This window comes from Luteibacter aegosomaticola (assembly GCF_023078475.1).
Classification (GTDB): domain Bacteria; phylum Pseudomonadota; class Gammaproteobacteria; order Xanthomonadales; family Rhodanobacteraceae; genus Luteibacter; species Luteibacter aegosomaticola.
In genome coordinates this window covers 1,287,101-1,306,309 of the sequence record NZ_CP095741.1, presented here as the reverse complement: position 1 = coordinate 1,306,309, position 19,209 = coordinate 1,287,101, and the positions used below count along the sequence as shown (strand labels likewise).

The window sequence follows — 19,209 nt, the reverse complement described above, 5'->3', positions numbered from 1 at the left end:
GATGTCGCGCGCAAGCGCGCTCCTACAGGGGCTCTCGTCATACGTACTGCATTTTCCGTGCGATGCCGCCGTCTACCGTGAGGTTTTCACCCGTGATGAACCCGGCTTGCGAGGAGAGCAGGAACACCGCCAGCGCCCCGATATCCGGCGGCACGCCAGCGCGGCCGACCGGGTGCTGCGCATGATCGGCGGCAGAAAGCTTCGGCTTCTTCCGTGCCGAGGGCTTCTTCCAGTCGTCCACCACAATCCATCCCGGGTTGATCGCGTTTACCCGCACCGGTCCCGCGCTGATCGCCAACGCGTGGGTAAACGCGAGCATGCCGCCCTTGCTGGCGGCATAGGCTTCGCTGTTGGGTTCGGACTGATGTGCCCGCGACGATGCGATGTTCACGATCGCGCCGTTCGACAGCTTCAGCGCAGGTAGCGCGTGCTTACAGCACAGGAAGACGCCGCCGAGGTTGGTCTCCAGGCGATGCTTCCACTCGGCCCAGTCCATCCGCTCGATCGGATCGTTGTGCGCGTTGGCGATGCCGGCATTGTTCACCAGCCCGTCGATGCGGCCGTAGCGGCGCAAGGCGCCTTCGACGAAGCGCTTGACGCTCGCTTCCTTCGATACATCCAGCACGAGGAAGGCCGCGCGTTCACCCACGTTCCATTCATCGAGACAGGCTTTGCCGGCTTCCGCATCGAGATCGCCAATGACGACGTTGCCGCCCGCTTCCAGCACGGCCTGTGCGATGCCTTTGCCGACACCCTGGGCGCCGCCGGTGACGAGGACGACCTTGCCGGGCCATTCGCTCGCGGCGCCGGCAGGCGCGGGCGAGGCGTGTTTCGGTTCAACCATGGGAGCACTCCTGCGGCGCAGACGGTCACGCACTGTATACCGCCCGCGTCATGCAGGTTACGTGGAGCGGTAGTAGTCCACCGTGCGGTAGCCCCGCGCGTAAAGGCCGAACGCCAGCGCGGCCACGCCCGCGAACGCGGCGAAGAAAAACATCTGGAAAGCGGTGGTGCCCAGCCCGGTCTGGGCGATGCCGGCGAGCACCGTGTCGTTACGCACGCCGGCGTTCGCCAACAGCACCCAGAGGTTGCCCACGGTGACGCTGAGCGTCCAGAAACTCATCAGCGTGCTCTTCATCGCCGGCGGGGCCTGGCTGTAGGCGAACTCGAGCCCCGTGGCCGACACCAGCACTTCGCCCATGGTCAGGAACACGTATGGCAGGATCTGCCAGGCGATATGCACCGGGTTCCCGCCATCGAGCGCCAACTGCAGGGCGCCCACCACGAGCCAGGCAACCGCCGAGAAGGCGATGCCTGCGGTCATCCGGCGTAGCGCGGTGGGTTCGAAACCCAGGCGGCGCAGAAGCGGATACAACACCAGGTTATTGAACGGGATCAGCAACAGCACGAGCGCCGGGTTCACGGCCTGCATCTGCGCGGGATGCAGCCAGCCGGGCGCCTGCATGGCGGTGGCCTGCAGCACCCAGGTCGACGCCTTCTGATCGAACAGCGACCAGAACGGCGTGACCAGCGCGAACACCACCAGCACGCGCAGGACCACGCCGACGCCATCGATCGCCTCGTCCGGATGCACGCCACGGACGCGCTCGAGCTGCAGACGCGTGCCCACGACCATGCCGGCCAGCAGCAGGACCAGCGCCACGCAGAGCGTGGCCACGATGCCCAGCGAGGGCATGAGCGCCAGCGACGCTACGGCCAGCGCCACCGCAGCCCAGGCGACCGCGAGGCCCGGACGGCCGCCCCGCCCTGGCGCGCGGGCAAGCAAGGCGCTCTTCACGACAGCGGCGAAACCATGGGGGTCATGCCGCGTGGGCGGCAGCATCACGTAATGCTTGCGGCCCATCCAGAACACGATGGTCGCGACGAACATCAACGCACCGGGCAAGCCAAAAGCCACTTTCGCGCCGTACTCGCGCAGGAAAAACGGCATGAGCAGCGAGGCAAGGAACGAACCGACGTTGATGATCCAGTAGAAGGCATCGAACACCACCTTCGCCAGCGCGCGGTTACTTTCATCGAACTGGTCGCCCACGAAGGCGGCCACGCAGGGTTTGATGCCACCCGCGCCGAGCGCGATGAGCGCCAGCCCCGCGTAGAACCCCGTGACGCTGTGTTCGAAAACGGCGAGACAAGCGTGGCCCAGGCAGTACACCAGGCTCAGCCAGAGCACGGTGCGGTACTTGCCGAGGAACCGGTCCGCCAGCCAGCCACCGAGGAGCGGAAAAAAATACACGCCGATGACAAAGGCGTGGAACACATCCTTGGCCTCGGCCGCCCGCGCTTCGCCGGGCAGGTAGGCCAGCAGCGACATGACCAGGAAGGGCGTGAGGATGTTGCGCATGCCGTAGAAGCTGAAGCGCTCGCAGCCTTCGTTGCCGATGATGAAGGGGATCTGGCGGGGGAGCCGGGCGCGGGGGGCGGTTTCGATTTCGAGGGCACTCATGGACTTACCGGGTGGCATGCGACAAAGGGCAGGATCCTAAACGAAACGCTGAGGTCGCCCGCGCTACCCTTGGGGCCTGTCCACGCCCGGAGCGACCATGCACCCCATCCCTACCGGACTCATTGGCTACGGCACGGCAGGCGCTTTCTTCCATGCGCCGCTCATCGCCGCCGCCGAAGGCCTGCGTCTCGCGGCCATCGGCAGCCGCCGGATCGAGGAGATTTCGCGCGACTTCCCGGAGGCCCGGGCATACGAAAATCCTCAAGATTTGATCAGCGACCCGTCCCTCCAGCTGATCGTGATCGCCTCGCCCAACGACACCCACGCCCCGCTCGCCCGCGCGGCGCTGGAGGCCGGCAAGCATGTGGTGGTCGATAAGCCGTTCACCCTGAACACCGCGGAGGCCCAGGCCCTGATCGCGCTGGCCGCCGAGAAGCGCCGGCTGCTCTCGGTGTTCCAGAACCGTCGCTGGGACAACGATTTCCTGACCGTACGCCGCCTCGTCGAGGATGGCCGCCTCGGCGAGGTTGTTTACTTCGAGGCGCATTTCGATCGCTTCCGCCCGGAAATCAAACAGGGTTGGCGTGAGACCCAGGTGGCCGGCTCAGGCCTGCTCTACGACCTTGGTGCACACCTCATCGATCAGGCCCTGGTGCTGTTCGGCGTGCCCCAGGCGGTCACGGCCGACGTGACGAAGCAACGTGCCGCCGCAAAAGTCGACGACTACTTCCATGTGGTGCTCGACTACGGCCACCGGCGCGCGGTGCTGCACGCGTCGGTGCTCGTCCGCGATCCCGGCCCGCGCTATCTCGTGCACGGCGACGGCGGCAGCTTCGTGAAATACGGCATCGATGGCCAGGAAGCGGCGTTGCGCGAAGGCAAGCGGCCCGGCGGCACCGGTTGGGGCGAAGACGATCCCGCGCTGTTCGGCCGGTTCACCGATGCCGACGGCACGACCACCCTGATCGATACGCTACCCGGCCGTTACACCGAGTATTACGAAGGCGTGGCAACGGCGATTCGCGGCGAAGGCGACCTGCCGGTGTCCGCGCAGGAAGCGCGCGACGTGATCCGTGTGATCGAAGCCGCGCAGATTTCGGCGCGCGAACGGCGGACGGTGCCGTTGTAGGAGCGCGCTTGCGCGCGATCAGCGACGAAGCGGCGACGCGGGATCAATGATCCCCTGTCGCCACCGCCCGAGAACGATCGGAAACCCATCCCGACCACGACGGCGCATACAACCGCGACCCGCAAAGCCCGGCATATTCCATCGCCAGCAGGTTGTGGCACGCGGTAACACCCGAACCGCACATGTGCACGACATCGTCCGCCGCATGCGGCCCGATGATCGCTTCGAACGCCTTGCGCAGTTCCTCGGGGCGACGGAAAAGCCCGTTCGCGTCGAGGTTATCGGCGAACGGCCGGTTGCGCGCACCCGGCACATGGCCGGCCACCGGATCGAGTGGCTCCACGTCACCGCGGTAACGCGGCGCCGCGCGCGCATCGAGTAGCACGAAGCGGCCGCTCGCGAGTTCCGCGGAGAGCTCTTCCGCGGAGACCGTACCCGCGTTATCGAAACAGGCTTCCACGCTGGTCGCGGTGCGCTCCGGCACGCGGTCGTCGACGGGCAACTTCGCCGCGAGCCATGCCGGCCAGCCGCCGTCGAGCACGGCGACGTTCTCGAGCCCGGCCAGCCGTGCCAGCCACCAGAAGCGCGCGGCAGCAAGCGCACCACCGGCGTTGTCGTAAGCGATGACCTGCACATCCGGCCGCCAGCCGATCCGCGACAGGAACGCCTCGAACGCGGCGCGTTCCGGCAACGGATGGCGGCCCCGGCCGTTGGCCGGCGTGGCCATGTCGGCGAGTTCGCGGTCGAGATCGGCACGCACCGCGCCTACGATATGGGCTTCGGCGTAATCGCGATCGCCCTTCCCCGCATCGGCCAGGTCGAAGCGGCAATCGACGAAGAGCACATCGACGGTGGGCAGGTTCGCGGCCGTGGCCGCATCGATCAGGGTGCGTGAAATCAGCATGGCTGGTGGCCCATCCGCTTCAGCAGGTTGAACAACATGGAGGCCGTGGCGCCCCAGATGCGGTAGCCCGCATGCAGGAACTCGACCATCTCGCGGTTGTGGCCGCGAAAATCCATGCGGTACCGGCGCAGGTTCGCCGGGTCGGTGAAAAAGCCGAACGGCACTTCGAAGACTTCCGCCACTTCGCCTGGATCCGGCGTGAGCGGCGCATCGGCGGCGATGCGCGCCACCACCGGCGTCACACTGAAGCCGCTGATGGTCTCCATCGCGTCGAGGTAACCGAGCGGGGTGACGAAGCGCTCATCAAGGCCGATTTCCTCGCGGCTCTCGCGCAGCGCCGTGGCGACCACGTCGGCGTCATCGGCTTCGACGCGGCCACCGGGGAAAGCCACCTGCCCCGCATGCTGTTGCAGGGTGTCGGTGCGCAGGGTGAAGAGGACGTTCTGCTCGCGGTCGTCGCGGATGCCGATGAGTACCGCCGCGCGCCGGCGCGGAACATCACCGATGAGCCGGACCATATCGTCATGGTTCCAGCCGTGCGGCCCCGGGGGAGCCTCCAGGGGAAGCAGCGCACCGTGCAGCCGGGCCAGGAGTTCGTCCATCAGCCGGCCTGCCGGTGCGGGAGCACCTCGTCCATGATCCACAGCTTCTCCTCATCGCTAAGGGTGCGCCACGCGGCGATCTCGCCGCCGGTGCGCAGGCAACCCTCGCACAGCCCGCGCGCGTCCAGCCGGCATACGCCCGTACACGGCGTCAGGGGCAGGCTGGTGGGCGGAGGGGGAAGGATGGCCATATCGTCGGCCATTCTAGCGCGGGCGGCTTACTGGCGGATGTCGACCAGTTCGATCTCGAACACCAGCGCCTCGTTCGGGCCAATACGTGGCAATTCGCCACGTTCGCCGTAGGCCAGCTGCGGCGGGATCACCACCTTCCACTTATCACCCACGTGCATGCGCGGGATCACATCCTGCCAGCCCGGGATCACCCGGTTGACGGTGAACGTGACCGGCTTGCCGTGCGCGTAGGAGCTGTCGAACTCGGTGCCGTCGATCAGGGCGCCACGGTAGTTCACCACCACGGTGCTGGTGACCTGGGCCTGTGCGCCGTTGCCGCGCGCGAGCACGTTGTACTGGATACCCGACGGCAGCGTGACCACGCCGGGTTTCGATTTGTTCTTCGCGAGGAAATCCGCGCTGCGCTGCGCGTTGGCCGTGGCGACCCGGCGGAACTCCACCACGGAATCGCGCTGCACCTTGGCGTCGAAGTTCACCAGTTGCTGCTGCATGACATCGATCGGCACGCCTGGAGCGCGCTTGGCGTAACCGTCCTGCAGGGCCTTCACCAGGATGGCGATATCGACATCGGGTTGGGCGCTGTTCGCGAACTGCGTACCAATCTGGTAGCCGATGGCGTACGAGAGCTTGGTCTTGTCGATAGCCGGCGCGCCAGTAGCCGGCGCCTGGGGCGCTGACTGGGCGATGGCCGTGCCGCAGCACAAGGCCATGGCGGTGACAAACAGACGCGAGGGTGACATCCCGTTCTCCGTGGACCCGGATTCCCGGGCACGCGTGGAGGATAGTCCATCGACGCCACCCCGTGCCCGTATGCCTGAGACGGCTTCGGAGGGTAAGAGTTCCCCTGTTACCATCCGCCGTCTTCCCCCACGCCGGAATCACCATGGCCTTCCGCACCCTGACCACCGCCGACCGCGGCGCCGTTCGCACCCTCACCGTCAACCGCCCCGACAAGCTCAACGCGCTGAACCGTGAGACGCTCGGCGAGCTGACCCTGGCCTTCCGCCAGGCCCAGCAGGACGATGCAGTGCGCGTGGTGGTGCTAGCGGGTGCCGGCGAGAAGGCATTCGTCGCAGGCGCGGATATCGCTGAAATGACCACCCTCACACCGGCGAAGGCGCAGGTGTTCTCGCGCGCTGGCCAGGACCTGATGCTCACCATCGAGCGTCTGGACAAGCCGGTCGTGGCGAAGATCCAGGGTTATACGCTGGGCGGCGGCATGGAACTGGCGATGGCTTGCCACCTGCGCGTGGCCAGCGAGAAGGCGAAGTTCGGCCAGCCCGAGATCGGCCTCGGCCTCATCCCGGGCTTTGGCGGCACCCAGCGCCTTACCCGCCTGGCGGGCCGTGGCGTGGCGCTCGAGCTGTGCCTGCTGGGCCAGCAGATTGATGCGGCCCGTGCCGAGCGCCTCGGCATCGTCACCCGCGTCGTGGCGCCGGAAGAACTGGACGCCACCGTGGATGCGATGGCCGACCAGCTCGCCGCCGCGGCACCGCTCGCGCTGAAGGGCATCCTCGAGGCGGTGATCGAAGGCGGCGAGTGCGCGATCGACCAGGGCCTGGCGTTTGAAACGCAGGGCTTCGCGCTCGCCTTCTCCACCGAAGACATGCGTGAGGGCACCGCAGCGTTCCTCGAGCGCCGGAAGCCGTCGTTCAAGGGCGTTTAACTGCCTTACGGATGCCCGCGGTAATTCTTCTCGCCGGCAGTGATCCGCACATCCAGGCGATTTTCCGGCGGCGCCAGCGGGCACGTGGCGTATGGGGTGAAAGCGCACGGCGGGTTGCGGGCCTGGTTGAAATCCAGGACCAGCTTGCCGTCCTTCGCCAGCGGCGTATCGAGGAAACGGGCCGCGCCGTAGGTTTCCTTACCGCTGGTGCGGTCGCCGAACACAAAGAACAGCGAGTTCGGTTCTTCCTGAATCGGATACAGCTCAAAGGTCTGGCCGTCGCGGGTAAAGACGGCCTTGCCCGGCACTTTTTCCTTATCGATGGTGCCAAGCACCGAGCTGATCTCCAGCTCATGCGGCGGATCGAACGGCACCCAGTCGGCCACGACGCGCCACGACGCGTCGATCGGGAAATAATCCAGGCCGAGGAAATGCGTGCGCGTCTCGGCGTTTTCATCCTTTACCCGCAGCGCCTTGCGGCCATCGCGGCTGATCACGAAGAACTGGGCGGAGCCGAAGCGCACGTCCGTCGGCGTGTGGCCCGGCGCATCATCGACCAGCGTGGCACGCTCCACCTCGCGGCCATCGACAAGCGCGCCGCTGTTCTTCGCCAGTTCGATCGTAGCGTTGCCGCCATCGTCCAGGGTGATGGTGCCAAGGTGCGCCGGGCCCGCCTTAAGGACGATGTCGTTGTCGGATGCACTGCCGATGCGATTGGCACCGGGCTGCAGCCACTCAAGGCCGATGAGGCTCAGCCAGCCATCCGGCGCGGTAAGTGCGGCGAGGCGTTCGGCGCGGGCCTTTTCCACCGACGCTTTGAGGTCATCGGCCGCGATGGCGTTGCCGGTGACCATGGCAACAGCGGAAGCAAGGGCGAGCGTGCGGATCATACGTACCTCTTGAACGTGGTCTCCTTGTAGGAGCGCGCTTGCGCGCGATCGCACGCCAACGCGCCCCCACAAGTCCGCGGGTTATCTGCCGCGCAGGAAGAGTTTGTCCAGCTCGGCGAGGGAGAGTTGCACCCACGTCGGCCGGCCATGGTTGCACTGGCCACTGCGTTCGGTGGCTTCCATTTCCCGCAGCAGCGCGTTCATTTCCGGAATGCCCAAACGACGGCCGGCGCGCACGGAACCGTGGCAGGCCATCGTCGAAAGCAGTTCGTTTTCGAGCTCTTCAAGCCGGCGCGAACTACCGTGCGCGGCGAGCTCACTCAACACATCGCGCGTAAGCTGCCCCACGTCAGCACCTTCCAGCAGCGAAGGAATACGCCGCACGACCACGCCGGAAGGACCGCTGCGCGAGAGTTCGAGGCCCCAGTCGGCAAGCGCCTCCGCATGTTCTTCGGCAGCAGCGGCTTCCTTCGCGCTGACGGCGATCGACAGCGGCACCAGCATCATCTGCGAACGGAGGTTGGCAGTGACACGGCCGTTTTTCAGCTTTTCGTAGGTGATGCGTTCGTGCGCGGCATGCATGTCGACCAGCACGAGACCGTGTGCATTCTCCGCAAGCACGTAGATATTCTTCAGCTGCGCGATCGCGTAGCCGAGCGGCGGGATGTCATCCCCCTGCTCTGGATCCTGCGCCAGCGTGGGCGACCATGCCGCGGAGGGCCGGGGCGCGAAGCTGGCCAGCGTGTTGTTGCTGGGAGAAGCGTTCGCGCCCCCCATCAACGTGGCGTAGTCCGCGAGCGGCTCTTCACGCACGCCCAGATTCAAACGTGACTGGCTGGCCGATTGCGGCCATGCCGGCATCGACGGCATGGGCTGTGACGCGCGGCTTTCGTAGCCACCAAAAGCGGCGGCCACCGGCGCGGCCGTTTCCTGCGGCGCGGCGCCGGCACGCGTCTGCGCGAGCGCTTCGTGCAGGGTACGGAACAGGAAATCGTGGATCAGCCGCTGTTCGCGGAAGCGCACTTCGCTCTTGGCGGGGTGCACGTTGACGTCCACGCCAGCGGGGTCGACGTCGAGAAACAGAACGAATACCGGATGGCGCCCGTGGAACAGCACATCGGCGTACGCCTGGCGCACGGCATGGGCCACGATGCGGTCGCGCACCAGACGGCCATTCACGTAGAAATATTGCTGGTCGGCCGCGGAACGCGACGCGGTGGGCAGGCCCACCCAACCCGAGAGACGCATGCCCGCAGCTTCGTGCTCGACGCGCAAGGCATGGTTCGGGAATTCCGGGCCGAGCACTTCGGCCACGCGCGCCAGCGCCGCGTGTTCATCGCGCGCCGGCTTGAGCAAACGCACCGGCTTGCCGTTGTGGCTGAGCCGGATATCGACGCCTTCGCGCGCCAGGGCCAGCGACTTCAACAGATCGTCGATATGCGCGAACTCCGTGCGCTCGGCACGGAGGAATTTGCGCCGCGCCGGTACGTTGTAGAACAGATCGCGCACTTCGATCGTGGTGCCCGGCGGATGCTGCGCCGGGCGCGCATCGGTGTACTTACCGCCATCGACTTCGATACGCCATGCCGCATCCTGCCCGGCGTGGCGCGAGGTGAGCGAGAAGCGTGCGACGGACGACACCGAGGCGAGCGCTTCGCCACGGAAGCCCATGCTCGCCACGCGCTCGAGATCATCGAAGCTGGCGATCTTGCTGGTGGCATGCGAGGCGACCGCGAGCGGCAGCTCGTCGCGCGGAATGCCACCGCCGTCATCGCGGACACGAATGAGGCGCACGCCACCCTGCTCGATATCGACCTCGATGCGGCGGGCGCCGGCATCGATGCTGTTCTCGACGAGTTCCTTCACCACCGAGGCGGGACGCTCGATGACTTCACCCGCCGCGATCTGGTTGATCAGCTCGGGCGGAAGCGGACGGATGGGCATGGATAAGGGCCTGACTTACACGTTCAAGCCCAAAGAATAGCCCAGATCAACCGGAGGGAATGACCATGACGGTGCCGACGCGAACCGTGTTGTCGTTCATCTTGTTGGCCAGCTTCAGCGCCCCGACGGAAATACCGTACTGCTGGGCGATGCCGGTAAGGGTTTCACCCCGGCCGACGCGGTGCAGGTCGCGGATGTTCTCGTCAGCGCGGCCACCGGAGGTCTTCTTTGCCGGCGTATCGGCCTTGGCCACGACCTTCGACGGCCTGGCCGCCGCGACCGATGCCTTGCCAGAGGCCTTCGCCACGGGCTTCGCATCGCTGTCGTCGTCGCTGCTATCCGCAGGCGCCACCGGTGCCGGGGTCGACGCCACGTAGGTGCCGTTGCGCTTCGCGGCCTGTGCCGCGAACCACGTGCCCGGCGGGGGCATGGATTCGAAATAGTTACGCACGCCACCGAGCACGGCGCTGGCCAGTTCCTGGCGGTGGCCTTCGCTGCGCAGGCGGGTCTCTTCGGACGGATTCGTGATGAAGGCCGTTTCGACCAGGATCGAGGGCACGTCCGGCGAGCGCAGCACGACGAAGTTGGCGCGCTCGACATAGCCGCGGTGCGTGGGACCGAGGCGGCCCAGCGCCTTCAGCACGTTGCCGGCGATCTGTTCGGACGCCTGCATGGCATAGCCCTGCTGCAGGTCGAGCAGCACGGCCGCGAGCGAATCGTCCTTGTCATCCAGCGAGACGCCGCCGACCAGGTCGGCGCGGTTTTCGCGGTCGGCGAGCCAGCGGGCCGCTTCGGAGGTCTTGCCGCGCGGGGATAGCACCCACACGGAGGAGCCCTTCGCATCGCTGTTCTTGAACGCGTCCGCGTGGATCGACACGAACATATCCGCGTTGTGTTCGCGCGCGATCTGGTAGCGGCGCTTCAGCGGGATGAAGTAATCGCCATTGCGGGTAAGCACGGCCTGCATGCCCGGCTGGCGGTTGATCTGGTCGGCGAGCTCGCGCGCCACCATGAGGGTGACGTCTTTCTCGCGCAGGCCGGTAGCGCCCTTGGCACCCGGATCTTCGCCACCGTGGCCAGCGTCAATCGCGACGACGACCTTGCGCGAACCAGCCATGGGCGGCGTGCCCGGCGGCGGGGTCTTGCCGCGGCCCTTGCTGGGCGCGGTGGCGACCGGCGCTTCGGCCGGGGCGTCAGCGACGGCCTTGGCCACCGACGGCGTGTCGTCGTCGCTGGGGCTGTTATCACCCGGGTCGGCCTGGCCGCCCGGGTACAGATCGAGCACCAGGCGGTAACCGTAGTCACCGGCGGGCTTGAGCAGGAAGCTCTTCGGCTTGGCCTTCGGATCGACGGTGGCGGTCATGCGGGCGGCGGTGCCCTGCTTGCCCGTGCTCATCGACTTGAACAGGCCCTGCCCGCCCGGCGCCGAGAAATCCGACGCGACCGAGCTGCCGGCGATATCCAGCACCACGCTGCCCGGGGTATCACCCTGGGACATCTTGTAGGTAGCCGGACCGGAAAGATCGAAGACCACGCGCGTGTATTCCGGGCCAGCCCAGACACGCGCAGCCTTCACGTCAGCCGCGTTCGAGGCGGCAGGCGCCAGCGTCGCGACGGCGGTCACGCACGCAAGAAGCCCTAGTTTGCTAGTGATTCCCCTCATATGGCCCGGATTGAACTCCATGCGCCCGCGGATTGCAAGATTTTTTCCCTTGTTAATCCATGACCTGCGAATACTTCGTCAACAGCCGTACAGGAATGCGCCGCAACCGGTGAGATTTTTCGAATTTTGCGGTGCCCTGCAGGAGCGCGCTTGCGCGCGATCAGGGGTGCGAAAGAGCCGCAAGCCATGGGGATTGGGGCGAAAGATGTCGCGCGCGAGCGCGCTCCTACAGGGTTTGGATGACCCTGCGGCCTGCGGGTGTGTGGGCCTGGAAGGCCACTGAGCGGCCGTTGCCTTCGTGGCGGAAGCTGAGCTCGAGGTCGACCGGGGGCAGCGCGCCACGGCCGCGCTCGGGCCATTCCACCAGTACGATGGCGCCGGGTTCGGCCAGGCTGTCGAGGCCCAGCCATTCCAGCTCGCCGGGGTCGGCGATCCGGTACAGATCGAGGTGGAATGCCCGGCGCTCGCCGATCTCGTAGCCCTCGACGAGGCTGTAGGTCGGGCTCTTCACCCGCTCGCCGACGCCCAGTGCCTGAAGGAAGGCACGGGCGAAGGTGGTTTTACCGGCGCCGAGATCGCCGTGCAGGAAAGCGACGAGGCCATCGGGCAGCGCCCCGGCCAGGCGGCGGCCGAGGTCGATCGTGGCGGCCTCATCGGGCAAGGTGAGTTCCATCAGGCCTCCAGGCCGTTGACGAGGCGGCGGAGCGGTTCGAGCAGGTCGCCCGCGAGGAGCCCCCGCTCGCCATGGCGGGCGGCGACATCGGCGGCCCGCGCGTGCAGGCCAACGCCGAGGCAGGCGGCCTCAAACGGTGCGCAGCCCTGAGCCAGCAAGCCAGCGATGATGCCGGTGAGGGTATCGCCCATGCCGCCGCTGGCCATGCCGGGGTTACCCCAGGGGCAGACCGCGACCTCGCCCTCGGGCGACGCGATGAGGCTGCCGTTGCCCTTCAGCACCACGACCGCTTCAAAGCGGCGGGCGAGCGTGCGCACGGCGTTGAATCGATCGGCCTGCACCTCGGCGGTGGAGATGCCAAGCAAACGCGAAGCCTCTCCTGGGTGCGGCGTAAGCACAATACGGGCGGGGAGCACACGCGGTTCGGCATGCAGCAGGTTCAGCCCGTCGGCATCGAGCACCGTGGGCTTGCCCGCGTCAAGCGCGGTCGTCCACAGCGCATGCCCCCACGCCGCCTGGCCGAGGCCGGGGCCGAGGGCCAGCACGGAGGCCTTGTCGAGCATGGGCTGGAGCGTCTGCGGGCCGTCGACGGCGTGTGCCATCAGTTCCGGGCGAGCGGCGTTCATGGCCAGCACGTTCTCCGGCCGGGTGGCGACACTGATCAGGCCGGCGCCCGTGCGGGCTGCCGCCTCGGCGGCCATGCGCACGGCGCCACCGGTGCCATGGTCGCCGCCAATCGCCAGCACATGGCCGTTACTGCCCTTGTGCGAATCGCGGGGCCGCGGCGCCAGGCCGTGCGCGGTCAGCAGGGTGGCGTCCGGTTTTTCGAGTAGCGACGCCGGCAGGTCCAGCGGGTGAAGTACGACTTCGCCCGCCAGCTCGGCCCGGTGCGTATGCATGCCGCGCTTGTGGACGATGAAGGTGGCCGTGGCCACCGCGCGCACGGCGACGCCTGGGCAATCGCCCGTATCGGCAGACAACCCCGACGGGATATCCAGCGCGAACACCGGGACCTCTGCGGCGTTGATCGCCTCGATAGCACGCGCCGCCTCGCCTTCGGGCGCCCGGTTCAGGCCGGTGCCGTAGATCGCGTCGACGATGACGTCCGGCATGACGAGCGATTCGTCATCCGCCAGCACCGTGGCCGTGCCACCCACCTCGAGGAACGCTGCCCGGGCGAGCGCGGCATCGCCGCCGTCCTTTGGCTCACCCAGGGCCACGAGATCGACGTGCAGGCCCGCTTGCAGGGCGTCACGGCCCACCAGGTAGCCATCGCCCCCGTTATTACCGCTACCGCAGACGATCCGCAGGCGTTTCGCCTCCGGCCAGCGCCGACGGAGCTGGGCGAAGGCCGCCGCAGCCGCACGGGCCATCAGCTCGAAACCGGGGATCCCCAGCTCATCGATCGCGCGGCGGTCGATGGCGCGGGCTTGCGCGGATGTGAAGAGGGCGGTTTCGCGATGTGGGGCGCTCATCGTGGGGATTATAGGCGGGCCGGGTAAAATGGACGCATGCCTGTTTCCACCGACATCGATTACGCCGCCCTTGCCAGCGATATCAAGCGCTGGGCGCGCGAGCTCGGCTTCGCCGACGCCGGCATCGCGGGCACGGAACTGGGGCACGACGAGGCTTACCTGGAACGCTGGCTGGCCGATGGCCACCACGGCGAAATGGACTACATGGCCCGCCACGGCACCCGGCGCAGCCGCCCTGCCGAGCTGGAACCCGGCACGCTACGCGTGATCTCGGTGCGCATGGATTACATCCCTCCCGGCACCGCCAATGCATGGGATGTGATCAACGACGGCGACAAAGCGTATATCGCCCGCTACGCGCTGGGCCGCGATTACCACAAGGTGATGCGCAATCGGCTGCAGAAGCTGGCCTCGCGCATGACCGAGCGTATTGGCGAGTTCGCTTACCGGGCGTACGTCGATTCCGCGCCGGTGCTGGAAAAGGCGCTTGCGCGAAACGCAGGCCTTGGCTGGATCGGCAAGCACACCGTCGTGATCAACAAACGCGCCGGTTCTTACTTCTTCCTCGGCGAGCTTTACACCGACCTGCCGCTACCCGTCGACGAACCCGCGACAGCGCACTGCGGTAGCTGCCGCAAATGCATCGACATCTGCCCCACGCAGGCGATCGTCGCGCCGTACCGGCTCGATGCCCGCAAGTGCATTTCGTATCTCACGATCGAGTTAAAGGGCAGCATTCCCGAGGAGCTGCGAGCGCCCATGGGCAACCGCGTCTTCGGCTGCGACGACTGCCAGCTGATCTGCCCGTGGAACAAGTTCGCGCAGGATGCGACGGAACCGGATTTCGCGCCGCGGCACAGCCTCGATGGGCCGAAGCTGGTGGAGCTCTTCGCGTGGAGCGAAGAAGAGTTCCTCACACGTACGGAAGGCATGGCCATCCGGCGAACGGGCTACGAGGGTTGGCTACGCAATCTTGCCGTGGGGCTCGGCAACGCGCCCACCTCCGATGAGGTGCTGAACGCGTTGCGCGAGCGCGTCTATAGCCCTTCCGAGATCGTGCGCGAACACGTCGCGTGGGCGCTCAAGCGCCATGGTGGCCTGTAAGCAGGGATCAGGCCCCTGCGGCATCACGCCTTACCACCATGGTCGCATAGGCCCGGGCCATGGCAGGGCAAGATAATGGGCGGTCCCCTACCGCCGCACCGGCCCTCCCCATGTCATCCGATCGCATCCGCTCCTCCCTCCTGCGTGACCGCGTGGTCAGCGCAGAGGCTGCTGCCGCCCTGATCCAGCCCGGCGAGACCGTCGCCATGAGCGGCTTCACCGGCTCCGGCTATCCCAAGGCCGTGCCGCTCGCCCTCGCCCGCCGCATCGAAGATGCCCACGTGGCTGGCGAAGCCTTCCGCATTCGCCTGATGACGGGCGCATCCACCGCGCCCGAACTCGATGGCGCACTGGCCAAGGCCGAAGGCATCGCGTTGCGCATGCCGTTCCAGACCGATCCGGACGCCCGCCAGCGCATCAACGCCGGCACGCTCGATTACATCGACATCCACCTCAGCCATGTCGCGCAGCATGTGTGGTTCGGCTTTTACGGCGAGATCGATACGGCCGTGGTGGAAGTCGCCGGTATCCGCGAGGATGGATCGTTGATTCCTTCCACGTCGGTCGGCAATAACAAGACGTGGCTCGATCTCGCGAAGAAAGTGATCATCGAGGTTAATGACTGGCAGCCGGAAGGCATCGATGGCATGCACGATGTCTACTACGGCACCGCCCTGCCCCCGCACCGCAAGCCTATCCCGCTGGTGCAGGCCGATGACCGCATCGGCGAGACCTCATTGCGCGTGGATCCCGACAAGGTCGTCGCCGTCGTCCGTACGCATGGCCCGGATCGCAACAGCCCGTTCGCACCGGTCGACGATACGAGCAAGCGTATCGCCGGGCATCTCATCGAATTCCTGAAGCACGAAGTGAGCAAGGGCCGCCTGCCGGCGAACCTGCTGCCGTTGCAGTCGGGCGTGGGCAATATCCCCAACGCTGTGCTTGCAGGCCTGTCGGAAAGCGGCTTCCGCGATCTGTCGGCGTTCACCGAGGTGATCCAGGACGGCATGCTCGACATGCTGCGCGATGGCGTGCTGCGAGTGGCGTCGTGCACCGGCTTTGCGTTGAGCCCGGCGGCGAACGAAGAGTTCAAGCGCAACATCGATTTCTACCGTGAGCGCATCATCATGCGCACGCAAGAGATCTCGAATCATCCGGAGCTTGTGCGGCGCCTTGGTTGCATTGCGATGAACGGCATGATCGAGGCGGATCTGTACGGCAACGTGAATTCAACGCATGTGATGGGCAGCCGGATCATGAACGGCATCGGCGGTTCGGGCGATTTTGCGCGCAACAGTTTCCTGTCGATTTTCCTGAGCCCGAGCACGGCGAAGAACGGGAGCATTTCGGCGCTGGTGCCGATGGTGAGCCACGTGGATCACACGGAGCACGATGTCTCGATCATCGTGACCGAGCATGGCCTGGCGGACTTGCGTGGTTTGCCGCCGCGGCATCGTGCGCGGCAGGTATTGGATCACTGTGTGGATCCGTCGTATCGCGCGCAGCTCGAGGACTACTTCGACCGCGCCTCGCGCGTGAGCTACGGCAAGCACACACCGCACCTGTTGCCGGAGGCGCTGTCGTGGCACCAGCGGTGGCTGGATACCGGGACGATGCTGGCTTAAACGGACGGCTCGCCACACCCCCGTAGGAGCCCACCCTGTGGGCGACGCCGTTCGCGACATCCCACCGATCTTGCAGCGTCTCGCCTTTGATCGGTCGTGATGTGCGGCAGGGCCTTGGCGTCGAGGCGAAAGATGTCGCCCACAGGGTGGGCTCCTACAACGGCGGTGTTCGCCTTGAGGTGCGCTTTCCCAAGACGCCTGAGCGCTAGGCGGCGTCAGCCGCTGAATACATGCATTCGCGCTAGCGAATGGACCGATCGCATTACGCGATGCCGAAGGCGAGCCAGCACAAAAAGAAACGGCGCCGAAGCGCCGTTTCCTGTCTTACGCCATGCCGCCCGATTTGCGGACGATCAACATGGCCAGTTCCAGCGACTGCTCATAGTTCAGGCGTGGATCCACCATCGACTTGTACGCGCGATCGAGATCCTGCTCCACCAGGCCACGGGCGCCGCCCAGGCACTCGGTGACGTTCTCACCCGTCAGCTCGAGATGCACGCCACCCAGGCGCGTGCCTGCCGCCGCGTGGATGTCGAACGCCTGATCCAGCTCGCCGGCGATGTTCGCAAAGCGACGGGTCTTATAGCCGTTGCTCGTGCTTTCCGTATTGCCATGCATCGGATCCGCCACCCACAACACGCGGCGGCCATCACGCTTCACTGCCTCCAGCAGCGGCTGCAGCTGGGTCGCGATCTTGTCGTTACCCATGCGATGGATCAGGGTCAGGCGGCCCGGCTCATCATTCGGGTTCAGCACGTCGATCAGGCGCAACAGATCATCCGGCTGCACGGTCGGACCCACCTTCACGGCGATCGGATTGCGAATGCCACGGAAGTACTCCGTGTGCGCGCCATCCAGCGCCGCCGTGCGCATGCCGATCCACGGGAAATGCGTGGACAGGTTGAACCAGCCGTCCTGACGCGGCACCTGGCGCGTCAGCGCCTCTTCGTAGTGCAGCAACAGGGCTTCGTGCGAGGTGTAGAAGTCCACGCGCGAGTAGCTGGAGATCGACTGGCCGGCGAGGGTTTCCATGAAGCGCAGCGAATCACCAATGCTGGCGACCATGCGCTTGTATTCGGCGGCGAGCGGCGAATGCTCCACCCACGCCAGATCCCAGTACTCCGGATGGTGCAGATCGGCAAAACCGCCATCGATCAGCGCGCGCACAAAGTTCATGGTCATGGCGGAACGCGCATGGGCCTTGATCAGGCGCTGCGGATCGGCGCGACGCGCCTCCGGGGTGAACTCAGGGCTGTTAACCAGATCGCCACGGAACGCCGGCAGCGTGACGCCATCGCGCGTTTCCGAATCGGCCGAGCGCGGCTTGGCGTACTGGCCGGCAAAACGGCCCACGCGCAGCACCGGCTTCTTGAGGCCGTGCACGAGCACCAGGCTCATCTGCAGCAGCACCTTCAGCCGGTTCGAGATGATCGGGCTGGTGCAGTCGGCGAAGCTCTCGGCGCAATCGCCGCCCTGCAGGAGGAAGCGCTCGCCCTCCTGGGCTTCGGCGATGCGCTGCTTGAGCGTGTTGATCTCCCAGGACGTAACGAGCGGCGGCAGCTGGCCCAATTGGGCAAGCGACGCGTTCAGTTCGTCCTGGTTCTCATACGTCGGCTGCTGAAGCGCGGTCCGTGAACGCCAGGTGCCCGGCGCCCAGTCGGCGGTCGGGGAAGGAACGGCTTTGAGGGAATGCGGCATGACAGCGGGGCCTACGTGGTTGCGCTTTGGACAGCGCGGGAAGACGGGGAACGGGTGGTGCTGCGCAGGGCCAGCCAGGCCCATACGGTGAGGACGATGAACCAGATGAGGGTCCAGGCCGGCATGGGCAGGCCCAGGATCGGTTCGATCTTGGCGCACTCACCGGAGCCGGTGAATGCGAGCTTGAGCATTTTCAGAAAGGGGAACGCGTCGAACAGATAGCCGAGGCCCGGGCCACAGGCGGGCACCTGGTCCGCCGGCAGGCTCTGCAGCCACAGGTGGCGGCCCGCCGTGGCGATGCCCCAGGCGCCGCCCAGGCTGATCAGCACGGCGTAGACGGTGCGGGCACCCTTCTTCAGCGGGCCATGCAGGGCGCCGATGAGGAAGAACAAACCCATGATGCACACGGCGATGCGCTGGAAGATGCACAACGGGCACGGATCCAGGTGCATCTGGTACTGGGCGTACAGGGCAAAGCCCATGAGGCCGGCACAGACGAGGAAACCAGCGAGATAGCGCGAACGGTACGACCAGCTGAGAGGATTCATTCGGAGATGGTGCGGTGCGGGGATACCCACGTTAACGCTTTGTGTACCCGTTTGTCAGCAGGGCGCAGAAGTTTCGTTTGTAACCACGTCAAGGACTTAGCGTTATCGAGATCCCGGGCGCCCAAAAGAAAAACCCCGGCCAGTTTCCCGGCCGGGGCTTTTGGTGTCGCTTAAGACGAAGGACGCTTACTCGGCGTCGACGGCTTCGACTGCCGGGCGATCAACCAGCTCGACGTACGCCATCGGGGCGTTGTCGCCCGGGCGGAAGCCGCACTTGAGGATGCGCAGGTAGCCGCCGGGGCGCTGCTGGTAACGCGGGCCAAGCTCCATGAAGAGCTTGCCGACGGCCTGCTTGTCGCGCAGACGCGCGAAAGCGAGACGACGGTTGGCGACGCCATCGGTCTTGGCGAGCGTGATGAGCGGCTCGGCGACGCGACGGAGTTCCTTCGCCTTGGGAAGGGTGGTGCGGATCAGCTCGTGCTTGATCAGCGACGCGGCCATGTTCTTGAACATGGCTTCGCGGTGGCTGCTCGTACGGTTGAGCTTGCGACCGGATTTCTGGTGGCGCATGGCGTTTACTCTCTAAGGTCTGTTGTTATGAAAAGGCGGCCAGGATGAGCCGACTTCCCGCG

General features: G+C 66.3%; 18 protein-coding genes. 4 read left to right on the top strand and 14 right to left on the bottom strand.

Going from position 1 to position 19,209, the window contains the following annotated elements; translation table 11 throughout:
* Nucleotides 1-37: 37 nt before the first annotated feature.
* A complete protein-coding gene (locus L2Y96_RS05840) occupies nt 38-844 on the bottom strand; it encodes an SDR family oxidoreductase (RefSeq protein WP_247333785.1) in 807 nt (268 codons plus the stop codon).
* Between the two features lie 57 nt (nt 845-901).
* Nucleotides 902-2,464, bottom strand: a complete 1,563-nt coding sequence (locus L2Y96_RS05835) for a POT-type proton-dependent oligopeptide transporter (protein WP_247333784.1) — start codon at nt 2,462-2,464, stop codon at nt 902-904.
* Nucleotides 2,465-2,561: 97 nt separating this feature from the next.
* On the opposite strand from L2Y96_RS05835, the gene L2Y96_RS05830 reads away from it, so the two are divergent.
* Nucleotides 2,562-3,593, top strand: coding sequence for an oxidoreductase (locus tag L2Y96_RS05830; RefSeq protein WP_247333782.1), 1,032 nt, complete (start codon nt 2,562-2,564; stop codon nt 3,591-3,593).
* A gap of 43 nt (nt 3,594-3,636) precedes the next feature.
* On the opposite strand, the gene L2Y96_RS05825 is transcribed toward L2Y96_RS05830, so the two are convergent.
* Genes L2Y96_RS05825 through bamJ form a run of 4 tightly spaced genes read right to left on the bottom strand, consistent with a single transcriptional unit; the run spans nt 3,637 to nt 6,031 of the window.
* Nucleotides 3,637-4,497 carry a sulfurtransferase gene (locus tag L2Y96_RS05825; protein ID WP_247333780.1) on the bottom strand — a complete coding sequence of 287 codons (861 nt, stop codon included), beginning with the start codon at nt 4,495-4,497 and terminating at the stop codon, nt 3,637-3,639.
* Entirely contained in the window at nt 4,491-5,099 is a 609-nt protein-coding gene (locus L2Y96_RS05820) for an NUDIX hydrolase (protein WP_425492548.1), read from the bottom strand. The genes L2Y96_RS05825 and L2Y96_RS05820 overlap by 7 nt, the downstream gene beginning before the upstream one ends.
* Nucleotides 5,099-5,290, bottom strand: coding sequence for a DUF1289 domain-containing protein (locus L2Y96_RS23040; RefSeq protein ID WP_425492547.1), 192 nt, complete (start codon nt 5,288-5,290; stop codon nt 5,099-5,101). Before L2Y96_RS23040 ends, L2Y96_RS05820 begins: the two co-directional genes overlap by 1 nt.
* Nucleotides 5,291-5,317: 27 nt before the next feature.
* The gene (gene bamJ, locus L2Y96_RS05815) at nt 5,318-6,031 is read right to left on the bottom strand and encodes a BamJ family beta-barrel-assembly machinery protein (RefSeq protein WP_247333778.1); all 714 of its coding nucleotides are present in this window, start codon (nt 6,029-6,031) and stop codon (nt 5,318-5,320) included.
* A 143-nt stretch (nt 6,032-6,174) separates the two neighbouring features.
* Between bamJ and L2Y96_RS05810 the strand changes: the two genes are divergently transcribed.
* Entirely contained in the window at nt 6,175-6,957 is a 783-nt protein-coding gene (locus L2Y96_RS05810; protein WP_247333776.1) for an enoyl-CoA hydratase/isomerase family protein, read from the top strand.
* A 5-nt stretch (nt 6,958-6,962) separates the two neighbouring features.
* Here the strand turns inward: L2Y96_RS05810 and L2Y96_RS05805 are convergent, their stop codons facing one another.
* The 5 genes from L2Y96_RS05805 to L2Y96_RS05785 form a co-directional block, all read right to left on the bottom strand.
* Nucleotides 6,963-7,847, bottom strand: a complete 885-nt coding sequence (locus L2Y96_RS05805; protein ID WP_247333774.1) for a DUF1684 domain-containing protein — start codon at nt 7,845-7,847, stop codon at nt 6,963-6,965.
* An 81-nt stretch (nt 7,848-7,928) separates the two neighbouring features.
* Nucleotides 7,929-9,791, bottom strand: a complete 1,863-nt coding sequence (mutL, locus tag L2Y96_RS05800) for a DNA mismatch repair endonuclease MutL (RefSeq protein WP_247333772.1) — start codon at nt 9,789-9,791, stop codon at nt 7,929-7,931.
* A 46-nt stretch (nt 9,792-9,837) separates the two neighbouring features.
* A complete protein-coding gene (locus L2Y96_RS05795) occupies nt 9,838-11,454 on the bottom strand; it encodes an N-acetylmuramoyl-L-alanine amidase (RefSeq protein WP_247333770.1) in 1,617 nt (538 codons plus the stop codon).
* Between the two features lie 226 nt (nt 11,455-11,680).
* Nucleotides 11,681-12,127 (bottom strand): tRNA (adenosine(37)-N6)-threonylcarbamoyltransferase complex ATPase subunit type 1 TsaE, encoded by a 447-nt coding sequence (tsaE, locus tag L2Y96_RS05790; protein ID WP_247333768.1) that lies wholly within the window; start codon nt 12,125-12,127, stop codon nt 11,681-11,683.
* A complete protein-coding gene (locus L2Y96_RS05785) occupies nt 12,127-13,602 on the bottom strand; it encodes an NAD(P)H-hydrate dehydratase (protein WP_247333760.1) in 1,476 nt (491 codons plus the stop codon). Before L2Y96_RS05785 ends, tsaE begins: the two co-directional genes overlap by 1 nt.
* A gap of 36 nt (nt 13,603-13,638) precedes the next feature.
* On the opposite strand from L2Y96_RS05785, the gene queG reads away from it, so the two are divergent.
* Complete coding sequence (gene queG / locus L2Y96_RS05780) at nt 13,639-14,706, top strand: tRNA epoxyqueuosine(34) reductase QueG (protein ID WP_247333750.1); 1,068 nt, start codon at nt 13,639-13,641, stop codon at nt 14,704-14,706.
* 110 nt (nt 14,707-14,816) lie between these two features.
* Nucleotides 14,817-16,331 carry a succinyl-CoA:acetate CoA-transferase ScpC gene (gene scpC / locus L2Y96_RS05775; protein WP_247333740.1) on the top strand — a complete coding sequence of 505 codons (1,515 nt, stop codon included), beginning with the start codon at nt 14,817-14,819 and terminating at the stop codon, nt 16,329-16,331.
* 324 nt (nt 16,332-16,655) lie between these two features.
* Here the strand turns inward: scpC and L2Y96_RS05770 are convergent, their stop codons facing one another.
* From L2Y96_RS05770 to rplQ, 3 genes are all read right to left on the bottom strand, one after another.
* Nucleotides 16,656-18,029, bottom strand: a complete 1,374-nt coding sequence (locus L2Y96_RS05770) for a class II 3-deoxy-7-phosphoheptulonate synthase (RefSeq protein WP_247333738.1) — start codon at nt 18,027-18,029, stop codon at nt 16,656-16,658.
* A gap of 11 nt (nt 18,030-18,040) precedes the next feature.
* A complete protein-coding gene (locus L2Y96_RS05765; RefSeq protein ID WP_247333736.1) occupies nt 18,041-18,577 on the bottom strand; it encodes a disulfide bond formation protein B in 537 nt (178 codons plus the stop codon).
* Nucleotides 18,578-18,763: 186 nt separating this feature from the next.
* Nucleotides 18,764-19,147, bottom strand: a complete 384-nt coding sequence (gene rplQ, locus L2Y96_RS05760; protein WP_247333735.1) for a 50S ribosomal protein L17 — start codon at nt 19,145-19,147, stop codon at nt 18,764-18,766.
* Nucleotides 19,148-19,209 lie beyond the last annotated feature (62 nt).